At 41.1% G+C, this 23,149-nt stretch carries 14 protein-coding genes; 9 read left to right on the forward strand and 5 right to left on the reverse strand.

Annotation, left to right across the window (positions count from 1 at the left end; genetic code table 11):
• Positions 1–19: 19 nt before the first annotated feature.
• Positions 20–2,935, reverse strand: a complete 2,916-nt coding sequence (gene torS / locus Q7674_RS16660) for a TMAO reductase system sensor histidine kinase/response regulator TorS (protein WP_305422873.1) — start codon at positions 2,933–2,935, stop codon at positions 20–22.
• A gap of 149 nt (positions 2,936–3,084) precedes the next feature.
• Between torS and torT the strand changes: the two genes are divergently transcribed.
• From torT to glpD, 7 genes are all read left to right on the forward strand, one after another.
• Complete coding sequence (gene torT / locus Q7674_RS16665) at positions 3,085–4,155, forward strand: TMAO reductase system periplasmic protein TorT (RefSeq protein WP_305422875.1); 1,071 nt, start codon at positions 3,085–3,087, stop codon at positions 4,153–4,155.
• Positions 4,156–4,318: 163 nt separating this feature from the next.
• On the forward strand, positions 4,319–4,777 hold the full coding sequence (locus Q7674_RS16670; RefSeq protein WP_045064678.1) for a methylglyoxal synthase: 459 nt from the start codon (positions 4,319–4,321) through the stop codon (positions 4,775–4,777).
• Positions 4,778–4,983: 206 nt separating this feature from the next.
• On the forward strand, positions 4,984–5,964 hold the full coding sequence (locus tag Q7674_RS16675) for an alcohol dehydrogenase catalytic domain-containing protein (RefSeq protein ID WP_305422877.1): 981 nt from the start codon (positions 4,984–4,986) through the stop codon (positions 5,962–5,964).
• Positions 5,965–6,531: 567 nt separating this feature from the next.
• A complete protein-coding gene (locus Q7674_RS16680; protein WP_008987438.1) occupies positions 6,532–7,383 on the forward strand; it encodes an MIP/aquaporin family protein in 852 nt (283 codons plus the stop codon).
• A gap of 54 nt (positions 7,384–7,437) precedes the next feature.
• A complete protein-coding gene (gene glpK / locus Q7674_RS16685; RefSeq protein ID WP_045064680.1) occupies positions 7,438–8,955 on the forward strand; it encodes a glycerol kinase GlpK in 1,518 nt (505 codons plus the stop codon).
• A gap of 168 nt (positions 8,956–9,123) precedes the next feature.
• On the forward strand, positions 9,124–9,906 hold the full coding sequence (locus tag Q7674_RS16690) for a DeoR/GlpR family transcriptional regulator (protein ID WP_008987440.1): 783 nt from the start codon (positions 9,124–9,126) through the stop codon (positions 9,904–9,906).
• 162 nt (positions 9,907–10,068) lie between these two features.
• A complete protein-coding gene (gene glpD / locus Q7674_RS16695; RefSeq protein ID WP_305422881.1) occupies positions 10,069–11,613 on the forward strand; it encodes a glycerol-3-phosphate dehydrogenase in 1,545 nt (514 codons plus the stop codon).
• Between the two features lie 54 nt (positions 11,614–11,667).
• Here the strand turns inward: glpD and helD are convergent, their stop codons facing one another.
• Positions 11,668–13,749, reverse strand: coding sequence for a DNA helicase IV (helD, locus tag Q7674_RS16700; protein ID WP_045064683.1), 2,082 nt, complete (start codon positions 13,747–13,749; stop codon positions 11,668–11,670).
• Between the two features lie 468 nt (positions 13,750–14,217).
• On the opposite strand from helD, the gene yccS reads away from it, so the two are divergent.
• Entirely contained in the window at positions 14,218–16,401 is a 2,184-nt protein-coding gene (gene yccS / locus Q7674_RS16705) for a YccS family putative transporter (RefSeq protein WP_045064685.1), read from the forward strand.
• 56 nt (positions 16,402–16,457) lie between these two features.
• Here yccS and Q7674_RS16710 read toward each other — a convergent pair whose 3' ends face one another.
• The 3 genes from Q7674_RS16710 to torC form a co-directional block, all read right to left on the reverse strand.
• A complete protein-coding gene (locus tag Q7674_RS16710) occupies positions 16,458–17,300 on the reverse strand; it encodes a Cfr10I/Bse634I family restriction endonuclease (RefSeq protein ID WP_107229664.1) in 843 nt (280 codons plus the stop codon).
• Positions 17,301–17,354: 54 nt separating this feature from the next.
• Positions 17,355–18,482 (reverse strand): DNA cytosine methyltransferase, encoded by a 1,128-nt coding sequence (locus Q7674_RS16715; RefSeq protein WP_305422885.1) that lies wholly within the window; start codon positions 18,480–18,482, stop codon positions 17,355–17,357.
• A 182-nt stretch (positions 18,483–18,664) separates the two neighbouring features.
• The gene (torC, locus tag Q7674_RS16720) at positions 18,665–19,843 is read right to left on the reverse strand and encodes a pentaheme c-type cytochrome TorC (protein ID WP_045064688.1); all 1,179 of its coding nucleotides are present in this window, start codon (positions 19,841–19,843) and stop codon (positions 18,665–18,667) included.
• Between the two features lie 575 nt (positions 19,844–20,418).
• Between torC and Q7674_RS16725 the strand changes: the two genes are divergently transcribed.
• The gene (locus tag Q7674_RS16725; RefSeq protein ID WP_008987448.1) at positions 20,419–23,061 is read left to right on the forward strand and encodes a molybdopterin-dependent oxidoreductase; all 2,643 of its coding nucleotides are present in this window, start codon (positions 20,419–20,421) and stop codon (positions 23,059–23,061) included.
• The last annotated feature ends 88 nt before the right edge of the window (positions 23,062–23,149 follow it).

The following is a 23,149-nucleotide window of genomic DNA, read 5'->3' on the forward strand; positions in this document are numbered from 1 at the left end:
TTAATGTGCAACCTAACGTTTAACTGTTAATAAATGTTGTTTCCAATATCGCGACGGATTGATCAAAGATAGTTTGCAATAAACTTGAATCTAACCCATCAATCGAGCCTTCTTTAGCACCTTTTTCAAATTCTAAACAGATCTGATGTAACTGCATTAAGCCCATCGTACCAGCAGCGCCTTTTAATGTGTGCGCATCTTTTGCTACATCTTGCAGATTATTATCTACAATCGCTTGTTGTAGCTTGGACAATGTTTTATTAGAAGACTCACCAAATAAATGAATTAACTGTTTAACTTGTGCCTCACCCAATACTTTTAAGTCACTGCCTAACACTGACTCTTGTAGTAAAGGAATTGAGTTTTCAGTTTGCTCTCGCTCTATCACTTCGCCTCCAATACCTTTTTCTATTATCACGCGCTTCTCACCTTTTAAGATACTGTTCATCGTATCAATCAGCTGTTTTTCGACTAATGGCTTAGGTAAGAAACCTGCAAAGCCTGCATTTAAGTAAATTTCCACTTCTTCGCGGAAGACATGAGCTGAGAATGCGACCATTGGTGTCGGCTCTTCCCATGATTCATGGTTGTTATCTTCTAAGCGACGTAAGCGTGATAACAATTGTACGCCATCGGTATCTGGCAAATTAATATCTAACAGTGCGATATCAAAGCGTTGATTTTTATATATCTCTTCCGCTTCAGCACCGTCAGCAGCAGTAACAACCGTATGACCTAATCGAGTTAAGAAACCTTCTGCAACCATACTGTTTACTGGGTTATCTTCCACAAGAAGAATGTGAGCTGATGGCATACGAACACGTTGATCATCAGATTCTAATGAGCCTTCACCATGCTCTAACGGTAATGCAAACCAGAAACAGCTACCTTCACCAACAACAGAATCTAAGCCGATTTCACCATCCATTGCGGCAACAATATGCTTACTTATCGCAAGGCCTAAGCCTGTACCTTCGATGGACTTCCGCCCTGCTTCTGCCTGTTTAAAGGCACTAAAGAGTAGGTTTTGCTCTTCTTCATCAATACCGATACCAGTATCTCGTACCGAGAATAATAGTTCATCTGGCATATCTGGGTGAGGCTCTACGGTGATAGACACCTTACCGTTATCAGTAAATTTGATCGCATTACCAACAAGATTAACCAGCACTTGGCGAATTCGGCTCTCATCGCCATACCACATGCCCTCCACTTCAGGTGCAATGTGATATTCCAAACCAATACGTTTTACCATTGCTCGCCCTTCAAGCATATTGGCAACATCCGTCACCATACGTGATACCGAGAAGTCACTAGGTCGAATATCAAGATGCCCTGCTTCGATTTTTGAGTAATCAAGAATATCGTTAAGAATATCAAGTAGGGTTTCACCACTACGGTTAATTACATCAAGATAACGTTTTTGCTGTGGCGTTAATTGTGTATCAGCCAATAATGATGCCGTTCCTAGTACCCCGTTCATTGGGGTACGGATTTCATGGCTCATGGTTGCTAAGAACGATGATTTCGCACGGTTAGCTTTTTCTGCCTCATCACGGGCTTTATAGTGGTTATACACTTCCTCGTTAAGACGACTATTGATCTTCTCTAGCTCACCTGTGCGTTTTGCCACTAAGCGCTCTAAGCTTGCTTTATGTTGTTGTAACTCTTGACGAGCTTTCGATTCTGCTTGTGCCAAACGATACCTTTCATTAGCTGTATCACGAGCCACTAAAATCGCCCGTCCCATTTGCGCCAATTCATCATCACCGCGCACGTTAATCCGTACACCCAAATCACCACGGGTTAATGCTGATAGCGCACGGCTGTATTCATTAATTCGGCAAATCACACGAGCATAAACAAAGCGCCACATGATCAATACCAGTGCCATTAAACCAATCGCTGAAATCACAATCAGCGTATTGCGGGCAAGGGTTAAGGTATGATCAACGCGTTTAACCGCTTGTTGAGTATTCACATTGGCTGCATCAATGATGTCATCTACCGTGTTATTTAATTGCTGGAATAACACTAAATTTTGCTGATCGAGACGCTCTACATCTTGTTTGGCATAAATCAGTTGCTCAATCACACCAAACAACAAACGTCCACGGTTTAGCTTGGTGGTTAATTCTGTGAGTTGCTCTGAACGGCTAGGATCTTCGACCGATTTCACCCGCTGCGTCATAATACGAACCGCATCGTTATAACGTTTTTTAAGCGCCACTAACGATTTAATATCCGTAATACGATTTGAATCATCGAGCATATTGATCACTTGAAGTGATAAAAAGCGCAATTCAAACAAACGCTCAGATAAATCCATATCCACTTCAACCAGACTATCAAGCGCTTTATAAACAGCAGGCTTATTACCATCTGCTACAAGATCATAAATACGCGAAACGTTGGCAACCGCAATGGTATTAGCATTGGATACTTGCGACTGGGAAAGGTTATCGATTTGGTGAGTTGCCTTAGTCATGTCCGTCGTCAGCTTATCGAGCTGACTTTGAAGATCGATCTGTCGCCCCACCAATAAACCCAGTAAAGCTAAGTTATCAACAATGCGTTTTACATCATCTTCAAGCTTTACCATTAATGGCTGATCAAAAGAGTATTGCTCTAATGACTGTAAGCTACGGTTCAAAGCTTCAATATGAATCGTTAATGCTCGTCCTTGGCGCATTCGTTCAGATTCTACTTTCGATTTCGCGAGTACTTGAGCATTAAAAATAATACGAGAACTTAAATCAGAGAGTTGGCGAGCCTCTGCCAAAGAGGGAACAGCAGAGTTGATTACGGTTCTTTCTGTTTTAGCCACTAATGAAAAGCCAGCTACACCTATCATTACAGCGATGATCATAAGGCCAGCCATTGCGGAAAAGGCTAATAGCAATTTTGCTCCGATACCTTTTCGGGTAAACGTCATAAATAGTCTCTACATCAAAATGGTTGCAACCCATATATAATATCGTATATCTGTCGTTGCTCAGTCATGCTTTCTATTTCACCTCAGGAAATAAAGCGGTACTATTTTGCCAGCGATACCGCTTTAAACCTAAAATAATGTTGGTAAAAATGCGCATTTTTTGTCTTTTTATATTTCTATTATCGATCCAATCAGCTTTTGCTAGAGAAGTGATTTCATATCAACCGCCTTTTCAAGCAAATAAAAAAGCCACTAAAATTCAATATGATTTTTTAACATCCGTCACTAAGCCATGGAAGATTTGCGCAGTTTACCCGCATTTAAAAGATCTTTATTGGTTGTCGATCAATTATGGGATGGTTAAACAGGCAAAAAAATTAGGAATAACCTTAAAAGTGATGGAAGCAGGCGGCTACCCTAATTTAGATAAACAGACTTGGCAGTTACAAAATTGCCGTGAATGGGGTGCTGACGCGATTATTTTAGGCACGGTAGATAGCCAAGCGTACAACGGTAAATTATCCCAGCTAATTGGTGATATTCCGGTGTTCTTGATGACAAATAATATCGACTTTTCCGATCCTGACATTCGTGAACATGTTAAAGCAAAAGTGGGTGTCAATTGGTACGATATGGGTAAAGCTGCGGGAGAGTATTTAGCCAAACGTCATCCTAAAGGATCAGGTGTAGTGAAAGTAGCATGGCTACCAGGTCCTCAACTACGTGGTGGTACAAAACCTGTTTCTCGCGGTTTTAGAGATGCGATTAAAAACAGTGATGTAGAAATCGTAACTACCCTTTGGGGCGATAATAGTAAAGAGCTTCAACGCAACCTTATTCAACATCTGTTTACAACCAAAGAAGACTTTAATTACATCGTCGGTGGTGCGGTAGCTGCGGAAGTCGCGATCAGTGAGCTACGAACACACCATATTCATGATGTAAAAATCATTTCGACTTACTTAAGTCATGGTGTTTACCGTGGTCTGCGTCGTAATCGTATTTTGTTCGCGCCGACAGATAAAATGGCAGAGCAAGCAATGCTATCGGTCGACCAAGCTGTGCGTTATCTCGAACATAAGCCAGTGGTACTTGATGTTGCGCCATCCATTGTCGATTTAACACCAAACTACTTACCACCAAAAGTGATTGCGGAATCGCTATCTCCAGCAGAGTTTCGTCCATCATTTTATGTGAAAGATCATGAAGTAAAACATTAAGGCTCTCCCCTACGTGATCTTTTGATCACGTAGGAAAATACCTGTCTCAAATAATATCTGTGTCACCACAAAGATTTAATCTATTGTGTTTTACTCGTAACTAAGGTTCTGCTATTCATACGTGGCAACAGTTGAATATAGAACCTCTTCGCAAGGAAGTATGATGGATAGAACAACCCGTACAATGGCACGCTCAAAGCATATCGCTCTTGTTGCTCACGATAACTGTAAAAAAGATCTTCTTCGCTGGGTAGCTGAGCACAAAGATAAGCTCGCATCTCATGAGCTTTATGCGACAGGCACAACTGGTCATCTTCTATCGAAAGAAACGGGCTTACCAATTACCTGTTTGATCAGCGGCCCAATGGGTGGTGACCAACAATTAGGTGCACTGATCTCTGAAGGAAAAATCGATATGATGATTTTCTTCTGGGACCCACTCAATGCCGTTCCACACGATCCTGATGTAAAAGCACTACTACGTATTTCCGCCGTTTGGAATGTTCCTGTAGCAACCAATCGTGCGAGCGCTAACTTTATGATCACCTCTCCACTGCTTGATCAAGAAGTAGCGATTGAAGTGCCTGACTACGATTCCTACCTCGCAGAACGCATTAACTGATCCCTTTCCTCTCTAAAGAAGCCTTTTATCGATTTCCTCATTGAAATAATCGTATAAAAGGCTTTATTTGCTTTTTCTATGTGAGAATCCTCTCATTAAGCTAAATTTCATTGTGTTTTAACACTTTTTCAACAACTTCATCATGAAAACCTGTGTAATGCGTTATATTGTTATTTAGATTAGCAGCATAGTAGAGGAAGTTGCCTATGAAAGCGTGGATGTTAAAACAGCCAAATGGAATGAGTGCACTATCCCTCGAAGAAACCGACAAACCAACACCCGCATCTAATGAAATCTGCATTAAAGTTGCCGCTGTCGGTGTTAACCCAATGGATTACAAATTAACGGAGTGGGGGTACGCAACATGGAGCTACCCTCAAGTCATTGGACTAGATGTGGCAGGTACCGTTGAAAGCATGGGGAAAGATGTAAAACAGTTTTCAACCAGTGACAGAGTGATCTTTTTTGCCGATCCAAGAACAGCAGGAGGCTTTGCCGAATACGCTTGTGTGAAGGCCTCTGCTGCCAGTCGTATACCGATGACATTATCATTTACTGATGCCGCGGCTCTACCTTGTGCAGGCTATAGTGCATGGATAGCAGTACACGACAAACTTCAAATTCAAAAAGGTCAACGCGTTGCCATCACTGGTGCTGGCGGTGGTGTGGGTGGATTCGCAGCACAATTGGCAAAAAAAGCAGGTGCGACCGTTTATGCAATCGCAGAGCGTCAACACCATCAACGCTTACTAAGCTATGGTATTGATGCGGTTATCGCTCCTGAACAAAACGTTGCACTAGAAATTATTAACCTGACTGAAGATCAAATGCTACACAGTGTGATTGATTGTGTTTCAGCCCGTTCTGGCAGCATGATGAGTGCCTTGATCCGTTATAACGGACATATCGTGATGGTGGCCGATCAATTTGACCAAGTGCCACTACTTGCTACGACCAAAGCACTGAGTATTCATGAAGTAGCGTTACACGGCACTTATGCCCATGGCGCACCAGAACATATTGCACATCTTGCCAATATTGGTAACAAACTCAGCGAACTTGTTGCAGATAATGAACTTAAAAGCATGGTGGAAAAGATCCTACCATTTGAAAAACTGCCTGAAGCACTGAACTGCATTAAAGAGAAAAAACATAGCGGAAAAGTGATCGTGTATGTTAACGGCTAAGACAAAACGATTATTTGTTAAAAGTACGTTATATACCCAAGTGACTTCAATATGCCTGATTCAGAGCGAAGTCACTGAGTTGAATTCAAGGAAGACAACGAAACGGAATAGCGAGCTCTTTCCGAGTTGTCTGACGCAAGAAGTCGGCTCAGTGACACGCTCCCAAAGGGCGAGCGTCCTTAGCTCTCAGACTTTGTTAACGATTCTCAATGTAGAACCACTATATCTTCGAATCGTTGCCGCGCCTGAGAACTAAGGTCGTCTCGCTGAACACTGCATCTTGAAGTTACTTGGGTATACAGGACTCTTGAAGAGTCCTTTTTATTTGCCTCCCTCTCCTACTTCTAAATCATCTCTATTCATCACCTATACCTTTTAAGCTTCGTAGAGCAAATATCCATACGCTAAAAACCATGAGCGAGTTAACAATTCAGATACATCAAATGATAATAAAATGCTCGAACGCTCATTTTTAATGTCTTTTTGTTTTCGAAATGTGAATATTGTGGAAAATACTTACCGTGCTCAACCAATAACGAAACATTCGGTATAACAAGGATAATAAAGATGAAAACAACGAAACATCCCTCACTCCTCGGCGAATGCATTGCTGAGTTTATAGGAACCGGACTGTTAATATTCTTCGGCGTAGGCTGTGTCGCCGCTTTAGTATTGACGGGGGCTGACTTTGGTCAATGGGAAGTCAGTATTATCTGGGGTTTAGGTGTCACAATCGCAATCTATTGCACTGCTGGCGTTTCTGGGGCGCACATCAACCCCGCCGTGACTATTGCACTCGCTGCTTTTCATGGGTTCAATAAAAAGAAAGTTGTTCCATACATTATTAGCCAACTTTTAGGTGCATTTTGCTCGGCAGCCCTTGTATATGCACTATATAGCAACTTATTTACCCAATACGAAATCACTCATCAATTTGTTCGAAGCAGTAATGAAGCCCTCGCTACTGCTGGTATTTTTTCCACTTACCCACATGCAAGTCTTTCATTCTTTGGTGCTTTTGCTGTTGAGTTTGTTATCACAGCTGTGCTGATGTTTGCCATTCTTGCTCTAGGTGATGAGCATAATGGTGCTTCTCGTGGTGCGTTAAATCCATTACTTATCGGTATTTTAATCGCTGTGATCGGCAGTTCTTTAGGTCCATTAACAGGATTTGCTATGAACCCTGCTCGCGATTTTGGCCCTAAATTGTTTGCCTATTTTGCTGGCTGGGATAAAGCACTGTCAGGAGGCTTAGATATTCCTTACTTTATTGTACCAATTTTAGCGCCAATTGCAGGAGCCTGCTTTGGTGGTTGGCTATATCCAAAAGTCATTTCTCAACATCTGCCACAAGAAGGCCAAGGATGTACGATCCCCAATCAATGTGAAGAAAACAAAGACGTAGAAGTTCGCGTATAAAACAAAAACGACTGACTAACTATAATAATAATGCTCTGAAATAAAGGACAAAACATGAACGAACAAAAATACATCGTAGCGTTAGACCAAGGTACAACAAGTTCACGCGCCGTTATTCTTGATCACGATGCCAATATCGTTAGTGTGTCACAACGAGAATTCACCCAAATTTATCCTCAGGCAGGTTGGGTTGAACATGACCCTTTAGAAATTTACGCGACACAAAGTTCGACACTCGTTGAAGTACTGGGTAAATCCGGCATTCGCAGCGATCAAATTGCAGCAATTGGTATTACAAACCAACGTGAAACCACTATTGTGTGGAACAAAGAAACAGGCAAACCAGTATATAACGCTATAGTTTGGCAATGCCGTCGTACGGCAGAGATCTGTGAAGAACTCAAAGACCATGGTTTAGAAGAATACGTCCGAGATAACACCGGTCTTGTTCTCGACCCCTACTTCTCTGGCACCAAAGTAAAATGGATTTTAGATAACGTAGACGGCGCACGCGAAGATGCCGAAGCTGGTAAGCTATTATTCGGTACCGTTGATACATGGCTAGTATGGAAGATGACACAAGGTCGTGTTCACGTAACTGATTACACTAACGCCTCTCGTACCATGCTATTTAATATCAACACATTAGAGTGGGATCAAAAGTTACTCGATGAGCTTGGCATTCCAGCCTCTATGATGCCAGAAGTGAAACGTTCATCTGAAATTTACGGCCAAACAAATATTGGTGGTAAAGGCGGTACCCGTATCCCTATTGCAGGTATTGCGGGCGATCAACAAGCTGCACTGTACGGACAAATGTGTGTAGAACCAGGACAAGCAAAGAATACTTATGGTACTGGTTGCTTCTTGTTAATGAACACTGGACAAGAAAAAGTCTCGTCAAACCACGGTCTTTTAACAACACTAGCTTGTGGTCCTGCAGGCGAGCCATCTTACGCGCTTGAAGGCGCGGTCTTTATGGGTGGCGCATCCATTCAATGGTTACGTGATGAAATGAAGCTACTGGCGGATGCAAAAGATTCTGAGTACTTTGCAACAAAAGTAGACACTTCAAATGGTGTTTATGTGGTGCCAGCCTTTACTGGATTGGGAGCACCTTATTGGGATGCTTATGCTCGCGGCACAATTGTTGGGTTAACCCGTGGCGTGAACTCAAATCATATTATTCGTGCAACCCTTGAAAGCATCGCTTATCAAACCCGTGATGTTATTGATGCCATGAAAGCAGACTCAGGGATCCAGCTTGCCGCATTACGTGTTGATGGCGGTGCTGTTGCCAATAACTTCCTAATGCAATTCCAATCAGATGTGCTTGATACTGAAGTACACCGCCCAGAGGTTACCGAAGTGACTGCTCTTGGTGCTGCTTATCTTGCTGGATTAGCCGTCGGTTTTTGGGGAAGTCTTGATGAGCTAAAAGATAAAGCCGTACTCAATCGCACATTCTACCCTCACGCATGTGACGATAAACGAGATCGTCGCTATAAAGGTTGGAAACGCGCGGTTAAATGTGCGCAAGTTTGGGCTGAAATGCATGATAGCGAAGATTAATCGTTAAAAATGCGCGTAAACGATAAAAAGAGCGTTCTTTGTAACGCTCTTTTTTCATTTGAGTACAGATAAGAGAATTGAATCACTTCAATGACAAGGAGAATTGACGCACAATGGATCAACGATAAACGAGCATTTGGCAATGCCAAGTCATACAAGGAATAGGTTTTGAAACAAATACCAAGACACCAAGAGATTGTAGAGTTGGTGATGAAACAAGGTTACGTTAGTACAGAAGAGTTAGTGGAGCGTTTTAACGTCAGTCCACAGACTATACGACGTGATCTTAATGAATTAGCCGACGCCAATAAAATACGTCGCTATCATGGTGGTGCTACAACACCGCTAAGTTCTGAGAATACCTCTTATAACACCCGAAAATCGCTGCACTTCAGTGAAAAAGATTTGATTGCCGCAAATCTGGTTAAACATATCCCTGACGGCGCTTCACTATTTATTGATATTGGTACAACACCCGAAGCCGTTGCACGCGCCTTATGTTTACAACACAAGCAATTACGTGTCGTCACCAATAACTTAAATGTTGCCACTATCCTACTCCCTAACCCCGAGGTTAAAGTCATTCTCGCAGGTGGTGAAGTCCGCGATCATGATGGCGGTATTATTGGCGAAGCTACCCTCGACTTTATCCAGCAATTTCGTCTAGATTTCGGCATCTTAGGTATCAGCGGTATTGATAATGATGGCTCTTTACTCGACTTCGATTACCATGAGGTTCGCGTGAAACAGGCGATTATTGAGAATAGCCGACGCGTATTCCTAGCCGTTGATCATTCAAAGTTTGGTCGCAACGCCATGGTAAAATTAGGCAATATTTCACAGGTTGATGCTCTATTCACAGATATGTCTCCACCTGAACATATTTTATCTATCATTAATGAACATCAAATCCGAGTTGAAGTGACCACTTCAAGCGACATGGATGAATAATTGCACCCAAATTCACGACTAAAATCGGTGCATTCTTTTATATAAATCACATAAACGAGCAAAAACGAACAATAAACGAAAACTTAACATGATCATAATCGAAACTTACTCTATGATTGAATCATGCTCATTTATGTTCGTTTGCTCATTTAAGGTCGATTTATGGATATCTCTAAAAACAAAAACGCAACAACTCTATTTGATATTATCGTTATTGGTGGTGGTATTAATGGTGCGGGTATTGCCGCAGATGCTGCAGGTCGCGGTTTGAAAGTAGGGCTATATGAATCCAACGACTTTGGCTCTGCAACATCGTCCGCAAGTTCAAAGCTTATCCATGGTGGTCTGCGCTATCTTGAACACTATGAGTTCCGTCTAGTTTCAGAAGCCCTTGCAGAGCGTGAAGTATTATTAAAGAAAGCCCCACACATCGCTCAACCAATGCGTTTCCGTCTACCACATCGCCCTTTTCTTCGCCCAGCTTGGATGATTCGCTGTGGTCTCTTTCTTTACGATAATCTTGGTAAACGAACAACATTGCCTGCCAGCAAAAAAGTAAACCTTGCTCAATCAGGCTTGCTTAAGCCTGAAATGAAAATCGGTTTTGAATACTCCGATTGCTGGGTTGATGATGCACGTTTAGTCTTGCTCAATATTATTGCGACCCAAGAAAATGGCGGCGAAGTTGCTAACTATTGCAAAGTAGAACGTGCTGTAAGAGAAGGTGATATTTGGCGTGTCACTATGGTAGATCAGCGCACAGGCGAAACCTTTGAGCGTTGTACTAAAGCATTAGTTAATGCAGCTGGTCCTTGGGTTAAGCAATTCTTTGATAATGGTTTAGATACTCCATCACCACGAAATATTCGTTTGATCAAAGGCTCACACATTGTCGTTCCTCGTATTCACAATGAAGAACAAGCATATATTCTACAAAATAAAGATAACCGCATTGTTTTTGTGATCCCTTACCTTGATGACTTTTCAATTATTGGCACCACGGATCTTGAATACAAAGGTGATCCACGCACTGTTGCTATTAACGACACTGAAGTTGATTACTTAATTGATATTGTGAATCAACACTTTGTTAAACAACTGGATCGAGAGGATGTGGTATGGACATTCAGTGGTGTACGCCCATTGTGCGATGATGAATCGAATTCCCCACAAGCCATTACGCGTGATTACACATTGGAACTTGAACAAGAATTAGATCAAGCTCCACTGCTCTCTATTTTTGGCGGTAAATTGACCACATACAGAAAACTGTCAGAATCAGCAATGAAACACCTAGCCCCTTTCTTCCCACAAATGGGCGCTTCATGGACTGCAACACAAGCCTTACCTGGCGGTAATTTCAGCTGTTCACGAGAAGAATTGGACAATAGTCTGCAACAGCGCTACCCATGGTTAACCACCAAACAAGCATTACGCTATGTAAAACAATTTGGCAGCTACTGCCACAAAATGCTTGCAAATGTGGACTGCATTGAAGATATGGGAATACAGTTTGCTGATGGTGTTTACCAGAAAGAAATTGACTACATGATCCATCATGAATACGTGAAAACAGCGGAAGACTTCTTGTGGCGTCGAACCAAGTTAGGACTTTATTTAAATCAAGAGCAACAAGATCATATTCAATCGTATATTGAAGCTAACGCCCCATCAAACAACATTGTGAGCTTACATAAAGTTAGCTAAAACAGACATTAGATTAATGAAAATAAAAAGCCGACCATCAGGTCGGCTTTATTATTACTTAATACGTTTGATCTTATTATTCACAGGGTACTTATCATCAATGAGTTCATTAACAAATGATGAGGTATTGTGTGAATTAGCACATACCCAAACATGTTTACGGGCACGCGTTAAAGCAACATAGAACAAACGACGCTCTTCTGCATCAGTGTAGTTCTCAGTACGAGGTTGCATTACAGCAGCAAGGCCTGTTTCACGATCCGGTGATGGGAAAATACCTTTGTTCACATCAACAATGAACACATAATCGGCTTCACGACCTTTACTTGCATGACACGTCATGTATTCCAAATTAAGTTGCGGCCACTGTGCTTTCCAGTCATCTAACTTCGCTGGTCGCTGTTTGTTATTACGACCTAAAATCAACACGGTTGTTTCTTTATTTTCATAAAGTTTGGCTAAACGTGTTAGATCTTGCAGCATTAGATCGCTATCTAGCAAGGTTACCGCTTTCTTACTTTGCTTAGTAAAGCTGGTAAGATCCTTTTTGATTTGGCTTGGGTTTTGTTGAATAAACAAGTTTGCTACTTCGCCAATCATGCTATTAAAGCGATATGTCGTTGATAACTCAGTAATATGAGATGAACCAAAACGACCTTCAAAGTCTGTGGTTAAGTTAACATCGGCTCCCGCAAAACGGTAAATTGCCTGCCAATCATCACCCACAGCAAACAGCGTTGGGGTTGATTGACCTTCTGGTTGCTGCTCACATATCGCTTCAATTAATGCTAAACGCTGCGGTGAAATATCTTGGTATTCATCAACCATGATAAAGCGCCAAGGTGAAGTAAACTTACCTTCTTTCACATACTTGGTTGCTACATCAATCATGCTGTTGAAATCAATTTGCTTCTTCACTTTTAAGTGCTGAAGGTATGCTTGATAACACGGCCACAATAGCTCCAGCTCACTCTTCATACGAGGGCGCATTGCTGGGTTATTGTTATTTTGGATCTCTTCAATAAGCGCTTCTTTACCAAGGCTTGATTGACCAAGCAACTCAATGTGACGCCAAATCCAAGCTTGTAACTGCTCGTTCTCAGCCTGCTGCTCCATTGAGTTTTCTTTACTGAAGCCCGGAACACGCCATTGCGTTAAGTGACGCTGCCACTTCTTCGCCGATTCCGTTTTGTTCCACTGCTCAATCAGCATACGCGCGATCCAAGCAGAACGAACGCGAGGATCAAGGGTAACCGCAGCAACGTTAGGCTTCTCACCTTCAACTTCAGTGATGATCTGCGAACCTAAGCTGTGGAATGTTGCCACTTTAACGCGATCACTGACTTTTTCACGCATACGCTCAGACATCTCTTCTGCAGCTTTTCGACCGAAAGCCAGCATTAAAATATCTTCAGGTACTGCTTGCTGGCTCGCAATCAAGTAACCAGCACGCGCTACTAATACGCTTGTTTTACCTGTACCAGCACCTGCTAATACAAGGTTGTGATCTTGGTTAATTAACGCAGCTTCACGTTGTGAGTCATTTAATGGTGAGCTTTCAAAGCTATCAAACCATGAACCCCACTTTTCAGATTGTTGTTGAATCCACTTAGTATTGTGCTCTTCAACCCAATCTTGATGTTCTTCTAACCAAGGTGAGATTTTTTCAAAACTACGAGGACGGAATGACGCAGCAAGCTCTGGCGTTAAATCTGTTTCAGCCAGAGAGTGATGTAAGAACTGATGCAAAGATTCATGCTCAGAACTACGTAAATATCCCGGTTGCGATGAGAACTTGCCAATACGCTGGAGAATTTCAGGCAGTACTGAATCAAGTTTATCAACACGGTTTCTCGCCCAATCTTGATAAGTTCGGATAAGGAAAGCTGCAAACGGTTTACATTCACCCCATGGCAAGCCATGAATAGTCCAACAATATTGTTGATCGGAAGAGGTAAGCTCTAACGCTCCCCATAATACGCCGCGGTGAATTTCAATTGAGCCATCCCAATCATCGAATGAGATCACTTCAGAACCCACTTGGCTGTCTAATACCAAGGAGTTGTCATCTAAAGCAATACTGTAATAATCACCCTGCACTAACCACTGTGCTAGCAAACTGGCACTTAATTGCATTGTCTCACCAACTTTTCCATATTCTTATATGGGTGTAATACTGAATATAGCCGCGTAAAATGTGCCGCTAAAATAGAAAAAGTCCAATCCGCCTTGGGATCGGAGTCCCCAAAATCGCTTGGGGTTATATCCCTATAGAGTACCAATAACTCATGCTCAGCCATAGCACTCTAGGCTTTATTTGCTGATTAATTCTTCGAGAAAAGTAAATCTACAATGGCTTTTGATCCCATGCTTTCAACAAAGTTCAGCAACTGAACAAATCTTATCCATTTTTACTAAAACTAATCTTTTCAGCCTAAATGGATCAAGTAACAAACGTTAAATTCTGTTATCGTTAACGCTGTTTTTTAACAACAAAACGCAAATAATTGGGTTATTTAGATAACCTTATTTGGAACAAGTTTATTACTAGATTATTCTAGTTGTTTCGTTGTAAGTCTTTATCAGAAGATTGTTAATATCTATATGCAAACTAACAGGTTACATCTTAATTTTCGCCGTTATTGGGTCAACGACAGAATTAATTATTCTATCCGAGTACTCATTGCATTAGTTGGCGTCGTTCTACCATGCTGGTATTACAATTCAAACAATGAAGTCACACCGTTAGTACTTGGTGTTATTGCTGCCGCATTGGCTGAAACCGACGATAACTTAATGGGTCGTATTAAAGCCCTGACCCTGACTTTACTGTGTTTTCTCATCGCTTCTGTTTCCATTGAAGTACTGTTCCCTTATCCGATTTTATTTGCGTTAGGATTATTTGCTTCAACCTTTGGTTTTATCATGCTGGGCTCTATGGGGCCGCGCTATGCCAGTATCGCTTTTGCTTCATTGTTACTGGCGGTTTACACCATGCTCGGTGCCGATCATAGTGTGAACTTGTGGTATCAACCAATGCTCTTACTAGGCGGTGCATTCTGGTATGGCTGTTTATCATTAACATGGCATATTTTGTGGCCTAACCAACCAGTACAACGCAGCCTTGCAAACGTATTTAGTGAGTTTGCCGATTACCTTGATCATAAAAGTCAGCTTTTTGAACCTGTTGCTGATTTAGTGCCTCAACCATTACGCTTAAAAGCAGCAAGCCAAAACGCGCGGGTGGTAAATGCCTTAAACACTGCGAAAGCGACCCTATTGCATCGTGCTCGCCGTGGACAGCCTAATACCACAGGCGATCGCTTCTTGACCATCTACTTTATGGCGCAAGATATACACGAACGTGCTAGTTCTTCGCATTATCGCTATCAAGATCTGGCAGCCAATTTTAACCGCAGTGATGTGCTGTTTCGTTTCCAACGTTTATTACGTTCCCAAGCGGTTGCATGCCGTGATATTTCAACAGCATTAGCTATGGGAAAATCATATACCCACGATGAGAAGAGCCTAAAAGCATTAAACGAGCTACAAGACTCACTGCAATATTTGCACGATCAAAATAAGCCTGAGTGGAAGATGTTGCTGATCCAGCTCGATTTTCTATTCAACAATTTAGCGACCGTTGAACGTCAGCTAATGAATATCAATAACCCTGATGCCACGCATACAGAAGAAGAAAATGATATCCAATTATCTGATAACGAAGCCCATGGTGTTAAAGAGTTAGCAAAACGTATCAGTGCGCAATTTAATACTGATTCGATGCTGTTTCGTCACGCTATTCGTATGGCGATTGCATTAACTATCGGTTATGGCTGTATTCAAGTATTAGATTTACAACGTGGTTACTGGATTTTGCTCACCACACTATTTGTGTGTCAGCCCAACTACAGTGCTACTCGCCAAAAACTTCGCCAGCGTGTGATAGGTACTATTGCTGGTATTTTAGCGGGTATTCCCCTGCTCTATCTATTTCCGGGGCAAGAAGGTCAGTTAGTGCTAATGGTGGTGGCTGGCGTGCTGTTCTTCTCGTTTAGAATGGTCAAATACGGTTGGGCAACGGCGTTTATTACTTTGCTGGTATTGTTCTGTTTTAACCAATTAGGTGAAGGTTATGCGGTTATTCTGCCTCGTTTAGGCGATACCTTGATTGGCTGTTTACTGGCAGTGTTAGCAGTAACCTTTATTCTGCCTGACTGGGAATCTAAGCGTTTACACAAAGCAATGTCTGGGGCGATTAATGCCAATAAAGATTACTTGGCGCAAATCATTGGTCAGTACCGTATCGGCAAACGCGATAGCTTGAGTTACCGTATTTCACGTCGTGATGCCCATAATACCGATGCACATTTAAATACTGCGATCAGTAATATGTTAGCAGAGCCTGAACGGTACCAAATTGACGCGAATGAGAGCTTCCGTTTCTTAACCTTAAACCATGCCATGCTGAGTTATATTTCGGCACTAGGTGCTCACCGAACACAACTTGATGATGATAAGACGCACCAGCTAGTGTCAGAAGCACACCGCATTATTCACACTCACTTAGAATGTTTAGCGGCGCAACTGGCAGGTAACGCATGTCAACAAGCACCTGCGCTAGATGTCGATTTAGATCAGCGTTTAGGACAGTGGCGTGATGAAGACTGCACCTCAGTACGTATGGTGTTGCAGCAACTTCACTTGATCCACCGTATGCTACCTGAAATGCACAAACTGGCAGATCAGCTTGCGCCTCAAGTGAAGAAGCAAGAAGTAACTGCGTAAAGCAAGTTAGCGAGATAAACAAAAGGACTGGATGGTGACATTCAGTCCTTTTATATTTAAACACCTATACAGGAACGCATACTACGTATAGCTTCGCTGAGCTTTTCTCTATCACTTATAGAAAAAACTTCATCAACAGCACGTTCAGGTTTAGACATAACAGTGGTTATAGAGTGAGTTGCAACTGTTTTAAGAGCACGAATATCAGCATCATTTATTGCTAAAGAACCACCAAAATATTTAATACCCCTTGGCTCCATTAGCCAACTTCTTGTTTGTAAATGTACATAAATAGCTTTGGTTAAACTTCCTTCATGAGCTATCTGAAGGCGGCGATCTGGGCGTAATGATGTTTTAAGAGAAAAGTAACCAACAATATCATCAAGCTCACATTTACCAACAATGTTTTGATAGATCTTATCAAGGTGTTCAAGTGATTCTTTTGTTAACTCAGTAATTTTTTTTCGTTCAAAATACTGTTCTAAACGAGTCGTATCAATAATTACGTAATCAGGATTAGATGTAATCATTTGAATATCTAAACCACTTTCAAGTTTACTACGTAAATCTTGGACAAAATCATAAACTTCAGCCACATATAGAGATGAAGAGTCAAACCTACTTATATTAGGTAAATTTAATAATAATAAATTATGGTTATGCTCAACCCAGTGATTATAAGCATCAACTGATACCATCCACTCAAACCAGGTACCTCTAACATTAGAGAAAGCCCCACTGGTTATAGAACGATCCTCATTAAGTATATTATTTTGTAAACACTCTAATGATTCTTTGTAATCCCAGTTATCTAGAGGAACAGAATTAATTAAATGAACAAAGCTTTCAGCAACTTTAATAGAAGGTTTATTATTTATATAAGTTAAGATTTCAGACACAATGCAAACTCAATGTAAAACAAGAAGCTACATTGTATCCGATATACAAAACTGTTATTTGATCTTGTCTATAAATTCATAAATTGTTTTCGCTACACCTAAAGCAGCTAAATACGGAACACCATTACCAATTGTCTTAAATTTATCACTTAACGTCATTGTGGCTGGCAACTCAAATTCAGCTGGTAATGACTGGATAGCTAATGCCTCTGCTGCGCTAAGACGACGAGCCTTATACGGATGTAAATGCACTTCGTTATTACCATAAGCGGCAGTTGGAGAATATCGCCAACGATGTAAACGTTTAAATGATTTTTTTCCAGTATCACCTTCATCAACAGTCTTAAATTTCTCAGACTTCGGAGTAAAAAAAGCATCTGCATTAGGGTGATTAAGTACATCATTTTTTTTAAACCAATACTCTATCGTTAATGCTTCAAGAATATTTGATGGCTTAGATGTTAACGAACCTTCGTTAAATGGCTCCGTTGTTGTGCACGATGGTTGTTTTAAAGCTTCTGTACGATCATATTGCATTTGAGACTCCCATGAGAATAAAGCCTCAGGAAGAAGCATATTTTTACAAGAAGTATCATCAAGGATAGAACTCATATACTCTTTTTTTATCCCAAACATAAGTATACGATCTCGATCTTGCGGAGCTCCATACTGAATACAATTTATAAGATGATCTGTAAGAATATATCCTGCGTCACGTAATTCTGATTTCAATTGTTCATAAAATTCACGATGTCGCTTTGTTCGCCACAGACCTTTTACATTTTCAAATAAAAAGAAGTCAGGTCTATGCTGGATAATCGTATCAATATACGTTTTAGATAATCGTCCGTTCTCTCCTTCTTGTCCTTTATTCTTCCCTCCAACAGAAAAGTCAGGGCAAGGTGGACCTCCTATGAAACCGACCATTTCACCATCAGTTCGAAGCTGTGCTAAATGTTCTTTTAAAGAGTCAACATATTTACCATCGTTAATAAACTCTTCAATGCTGCAATGATAATGTCCAAACATAGGCTCGGGAAGAGACATTACTTTTCTTGAATGTTTATAAGCATTTAAGAAAGGTGCATGATATTCATTTACTGCTGCAGTTTTAAATCCTGCTTTTTCAAATCCAAGATCGAGAAAACCTGATCCAGTAAAGAAAGAGAATATACTAGCCATGGAAACCTTTGATACAAAAAATAGTGGTGCGATTTTACACTGTATGTACATACAATACTAACATAGTCCCTAATTTTTTTAACCTTAGTGACTTTATACAAAAAAGGGACCTGATTTCTCAGATCCCCTTTCGGTTCTTGGCATTGCGTTTAACGCAAGCTATCTATTTTTCAACGAGTGATTTACTCAGTTGCTTGCTCAGCTACAGCTTCTGCTGGTGCATCTTTAGCGTGAGCTTGTAGATATTTAAGTAGTACACGCTCTTCGTTCTTATCAAGTGTGTAGTACTGTTGCATTGCTTTTAGACCATCAACCCATGCGTTTGCAGTTAGGTGTTTTGGATCTGGCGTTGCGTGACACTGATTACAGCTTGAATCTAGGATTTCTTTACCGTAACCCCAGATAGGTTTGATGCTTGCAAGCATGTCGCGTTGTGTCATCCACGCTGCAACTTGTACTTGCTGCCATACTTTGCCATCAGTCGCTGTTTGTGTGTTTAACACTTTCTGTGTTTTTTGTAGTTCAGGATCGATAGACGCAGTTTGGATTTGCTTCGCCATGTCTTGAACTAGCATGCCAGCTGTTGAACCTTTGATTTCCCAACCAGTGATTTCAACTTTTAGCATGTCGCCACTTTGACCAACCACTTTCACTTCAGATGCTGGGTATAGTTGACCTTGTGCATCGTCAGAAGCTGCATCTTTCACAAATAGTTGCTTAGATGTTAATGAGTAAAGCGTTGTTGCTTCAGGTGCTTTCGCTGCATTAATGCTTAGCTGCTTAAATGTTGCTTGGAAGTCGTTATTAATGTGAGGTAGCTGATGAGCAATACCTTTGTGACACTCGATACAGTTCATGTCTTTCGCTGCAGCACCTGTCATTGCAGCCGCTGCTGCTGGTGATTGCTTAGCGTGATCCATTGCTGAGTAAGAGTGACAGCTCTTACAAGGCGCTGAATTTGTATCTTTCATCATTTTCCAAACATTTTGCGCCATACGTAGACGGTTCTCTTCGAACTTCTTAGGCGTATCAATATCTTTACCAATGAATTCGCTATAGATATCGCCGATACCACCCATTTTCGCTTTCATGAATGCGATTGGGTTGTTTTCTGGGATATGACAATCACGACACTGAGCGCGTACACCATAAGCGTTCTTAAAGTGGATGCTTGTTTTATATTCGTTGTAGTTTTCCTTCATTGAGTGACACGACGTACAAAACTCGTTTGTTGATGTGAACTCAATTGATTGGTGGAATGTAAATACGCCTGCAAGTGTGATTAATATACACACAACAGCAATCGCTAATACAGAGTAGCGACTACTTGGCTTAATAAGAAAGTGCCAGAGCTTCTTCATTGGTGGTCCAAAATGAATTAAACGTCAAACTAACGTTAAAAGAAAATGTTATAGATAAAAATAGCAGTCGGATATGAATACGGCAACGCAATCTATTAATAAAAATAAATTTATCATTAATATAATTATTTACCTGCAATTAACGCATAATTATCATAGAAAAAAGCTTAGACCTCTAAATACTTATTTAGTGTCAATAGACTTTTACCATCTGTTACATAATGAAAAAACATAGAAACAACAACACATTTTAACCTTAAATATCATAATGTTACCGTTATTACGTTAGATATAAACTTTCTTATTTGATATAAATCAACATGTTATTGATAATGATTTTCAATTAAAGTTTGCTTAATACGCTAAATATTCTACGATTTATATCGACCATTAAACATATTGATATATAGCGATTAATAATGAAAACTAATTTTCCAATTCACCCTATAATATATTTCTTATTTCCGTGTAGCCTATCAAGAATTAATAAAAAAATAGGCATCAAAACCGAATAAATATTAAGCACTAATTGTGCTCTCGTTTATTTATTCCTCGGACTGTCTCGGAATTAAATTATGACCCTATCACGTCGAAACTTTTTAAAAGGTTCGGTAGCAACAGCGATTGCTGCTAACGGACTTACCCTTTTCCCAGCAGGTAAAGTATTTGCAGACGACACGCAAGTTATTCCATCTGCCTCCCACTATGGTCCGTTCAAAGCTGTTGTTAAAAACGGTAAATTAATTGGTGTTCAACCACTAAATGATGTTGACCCATTCCCAACAGAAATGTTGACTAAAGGTGTGTTAAGCCGTACTTACTCTGACACACGTATTAAGTACCCTATGGTGCGTAAGTCATTACTGGAAGATCCACTCGGTAATCACAACCCTCACCTACGTGGTAAAGAACCGTTTGTTCGTGTTGATTGGGACACGGCAATTGCACTAACTGCTTTCTGTATTGCACGTACAATCGAAAATCACGGTAATGAAGCAGTATTCAGTTCTTCTTACGGTGGTTGGTCTCACAGTGGTCTTAACCGTCCACAAACCCTACAGGGCCGTTTCTTCAACCTGATCGGTGGTCAAAGTATCTGTGCGGGTGACTACTCTGCAGGTGCATCTGAAGTTATTCTTCCTCACGTTATTGGTGATATGGAAGTGTACTCACCACAAACAGCGTGGAAGATTGTTGAAGAGAACACAGAAGCAGTTCTATTCATTGGTTGTGATCCTTGGAAAACAAACCGTATTGAATTCCGTGTTGCAGATCACTCAATGCAGAAACACTGGGAAGCGTTTAAAGAGAAAGGCATTAAGTTTATCTCTATTAATCCTCAGAAGACGCAAACTGACAAAGCCCTTGGCAGTGAGATGATCAATATCCGTCCTAACACGGATACTGCACTATTTACTGCAATGTCTTACCACCTATGTAAAACAGGTAAGAACGATCAGGCTTACTTAGATAAGTACACTGTAGGTTTTGATAAGTACCTTGATTACCTAATGGGTAAAGAAGACGGTATTGAGAAAACACCTGAGTGGGCAGAAAAGATCACTGGTCTTCCTGCAGCTAAAATCGTTGAGATTGCAGAGCTTTGTGTAACTAAACGTACTCAAATCGCAGCAGGTTGGGCACTACAACGTGCTGACCACGGCGAAATGATCCACTGGTCTATCATCAACTTTGCCGCTATTGCAGGTAAGATTGGTAAGCCGGGTGAAGGTGCAGGCTTTAGCTGGCACTATGGTAACGGTGGTATGCCAACGTCTGGTAAGCGTATGCCTATCGGTCTATCTCAAGGTCGTAACCCAATAACTAAAACATGTCCGGTTGTAATGATTTCAGACATGTTGAAAAATCCGGGTAAAGAATACACCCGTGATGGCGCGAACCTTAAGTTACCAAAAGCGAAATTAATCTATAACGCAGGTAACAACCTTCTTTCTCACCAGCAAGATACTAATGAGTTAATCCAAGCGCTTAACGAGAATATTGACACAATTATTTGTCAAGACCCTTGGTGGTGTGCAACAGCGAAGTACTCAGATATCGTGCTACCAACAACTACAACACTAGAGCGTGACGATATCACTTCTGGTGGTACTTACAGCAACAACAAAATTTATGCGATGCGTAAAGTGGTTGAGCCTGTAGGTGAAAGCCTAGACGACTACGAAATCTTCTCTCGTCTTGCATTCATGTTTAACGTACATCAAGAGTTTACTGACGGTAAAACCATGTACCAACACATCAAAGCCTCTTACGAAGCTTCTGATGCAACAGATGATTTCAAAACATTCTGGCAAAACGGTATTACTCACCTATCAACACCTGCTGATGCTAACAGCTTTGTTCGTCATGGTGATTTCTACGCCGATCCTGAGAAAAACCCACTTCATACACCAAGTGGTAAGATCGAGCTTTACAGTGAAACACTTGCGAAGTTTAAAGCGTTTGAGTGTCCACCAATGCCACAATGGATGCCTCCATTTGAATGGTTAGGTAATGCGAAGAAAGATCAGGTTCACGTACTAAGCCCACACCCATGGATGCGTCTGCACTCACAAATGGCTAACGCTGATGTGAATAGCTACGAGTCTGTTGATGGTCGTCAGATTGTGCTTATCAACAAAGATGATGCGGCAGCACGTGGCGTGAAAGATGGCGATGTGGTTGAAGTGTACAACGACCGTGGTGCGCTACTTGCAGGTGCACGCATTACTGATGAAGCAATGCCGGGTGTTATTTACATTCACGAAGGTGCATGGCTACAGCTTGATGAGAAAGGCCGTTGTAACTCTGGTTCTATCAACATGCTAACCAGCAGTAAAACAAGTAGTGGTTTAGCACAGGCAACCAGTGCGAATACCTGTTTGGCTTACTTCAAGAAATGTACTGATGTATTAACACCAAACAAAGCTTACGAGCCACCACAAATTGTTAAGTCTAAATTCCAAGTGGATATTTGGTCACTACAGTTAGGTAAGCGCTTAAAAGCGGTTGCAGCAGAGCAAGGTCCACAGCAATCTCCTGGTGAGAAACTGTTCTACGGTAGCTGTACTCTATGTCACGCAGCACCACACCCAAGTGATTTCACTTACAAGCAGTGGAAAGGTATTACAACAAGTATGTTCCCACGCGCAGGTCTAAACGATAAAGACCGTAAGCTTGTACTTGATTTCTTAAAAGAGAATGCAAAAAAAGAGTGATTTAACCCACTCTCTTTAAACGCTGAAATATTATCGGTAACAAGATAATAAAAACAAAACGCAGCCAACTTGGCTGCGTTTTTCTTTA

The sequence above is a fragment of the Photobacterium leiognathi genome (assembly GCF_030685535.1).
Classification (GTDB): domain Bacteria; phylum Pseudomonadota; class Gammaproteobacteria; order Enterobacterales; family Vibrionaceae; genus Photobacterium; species Photobacterium leiognathi.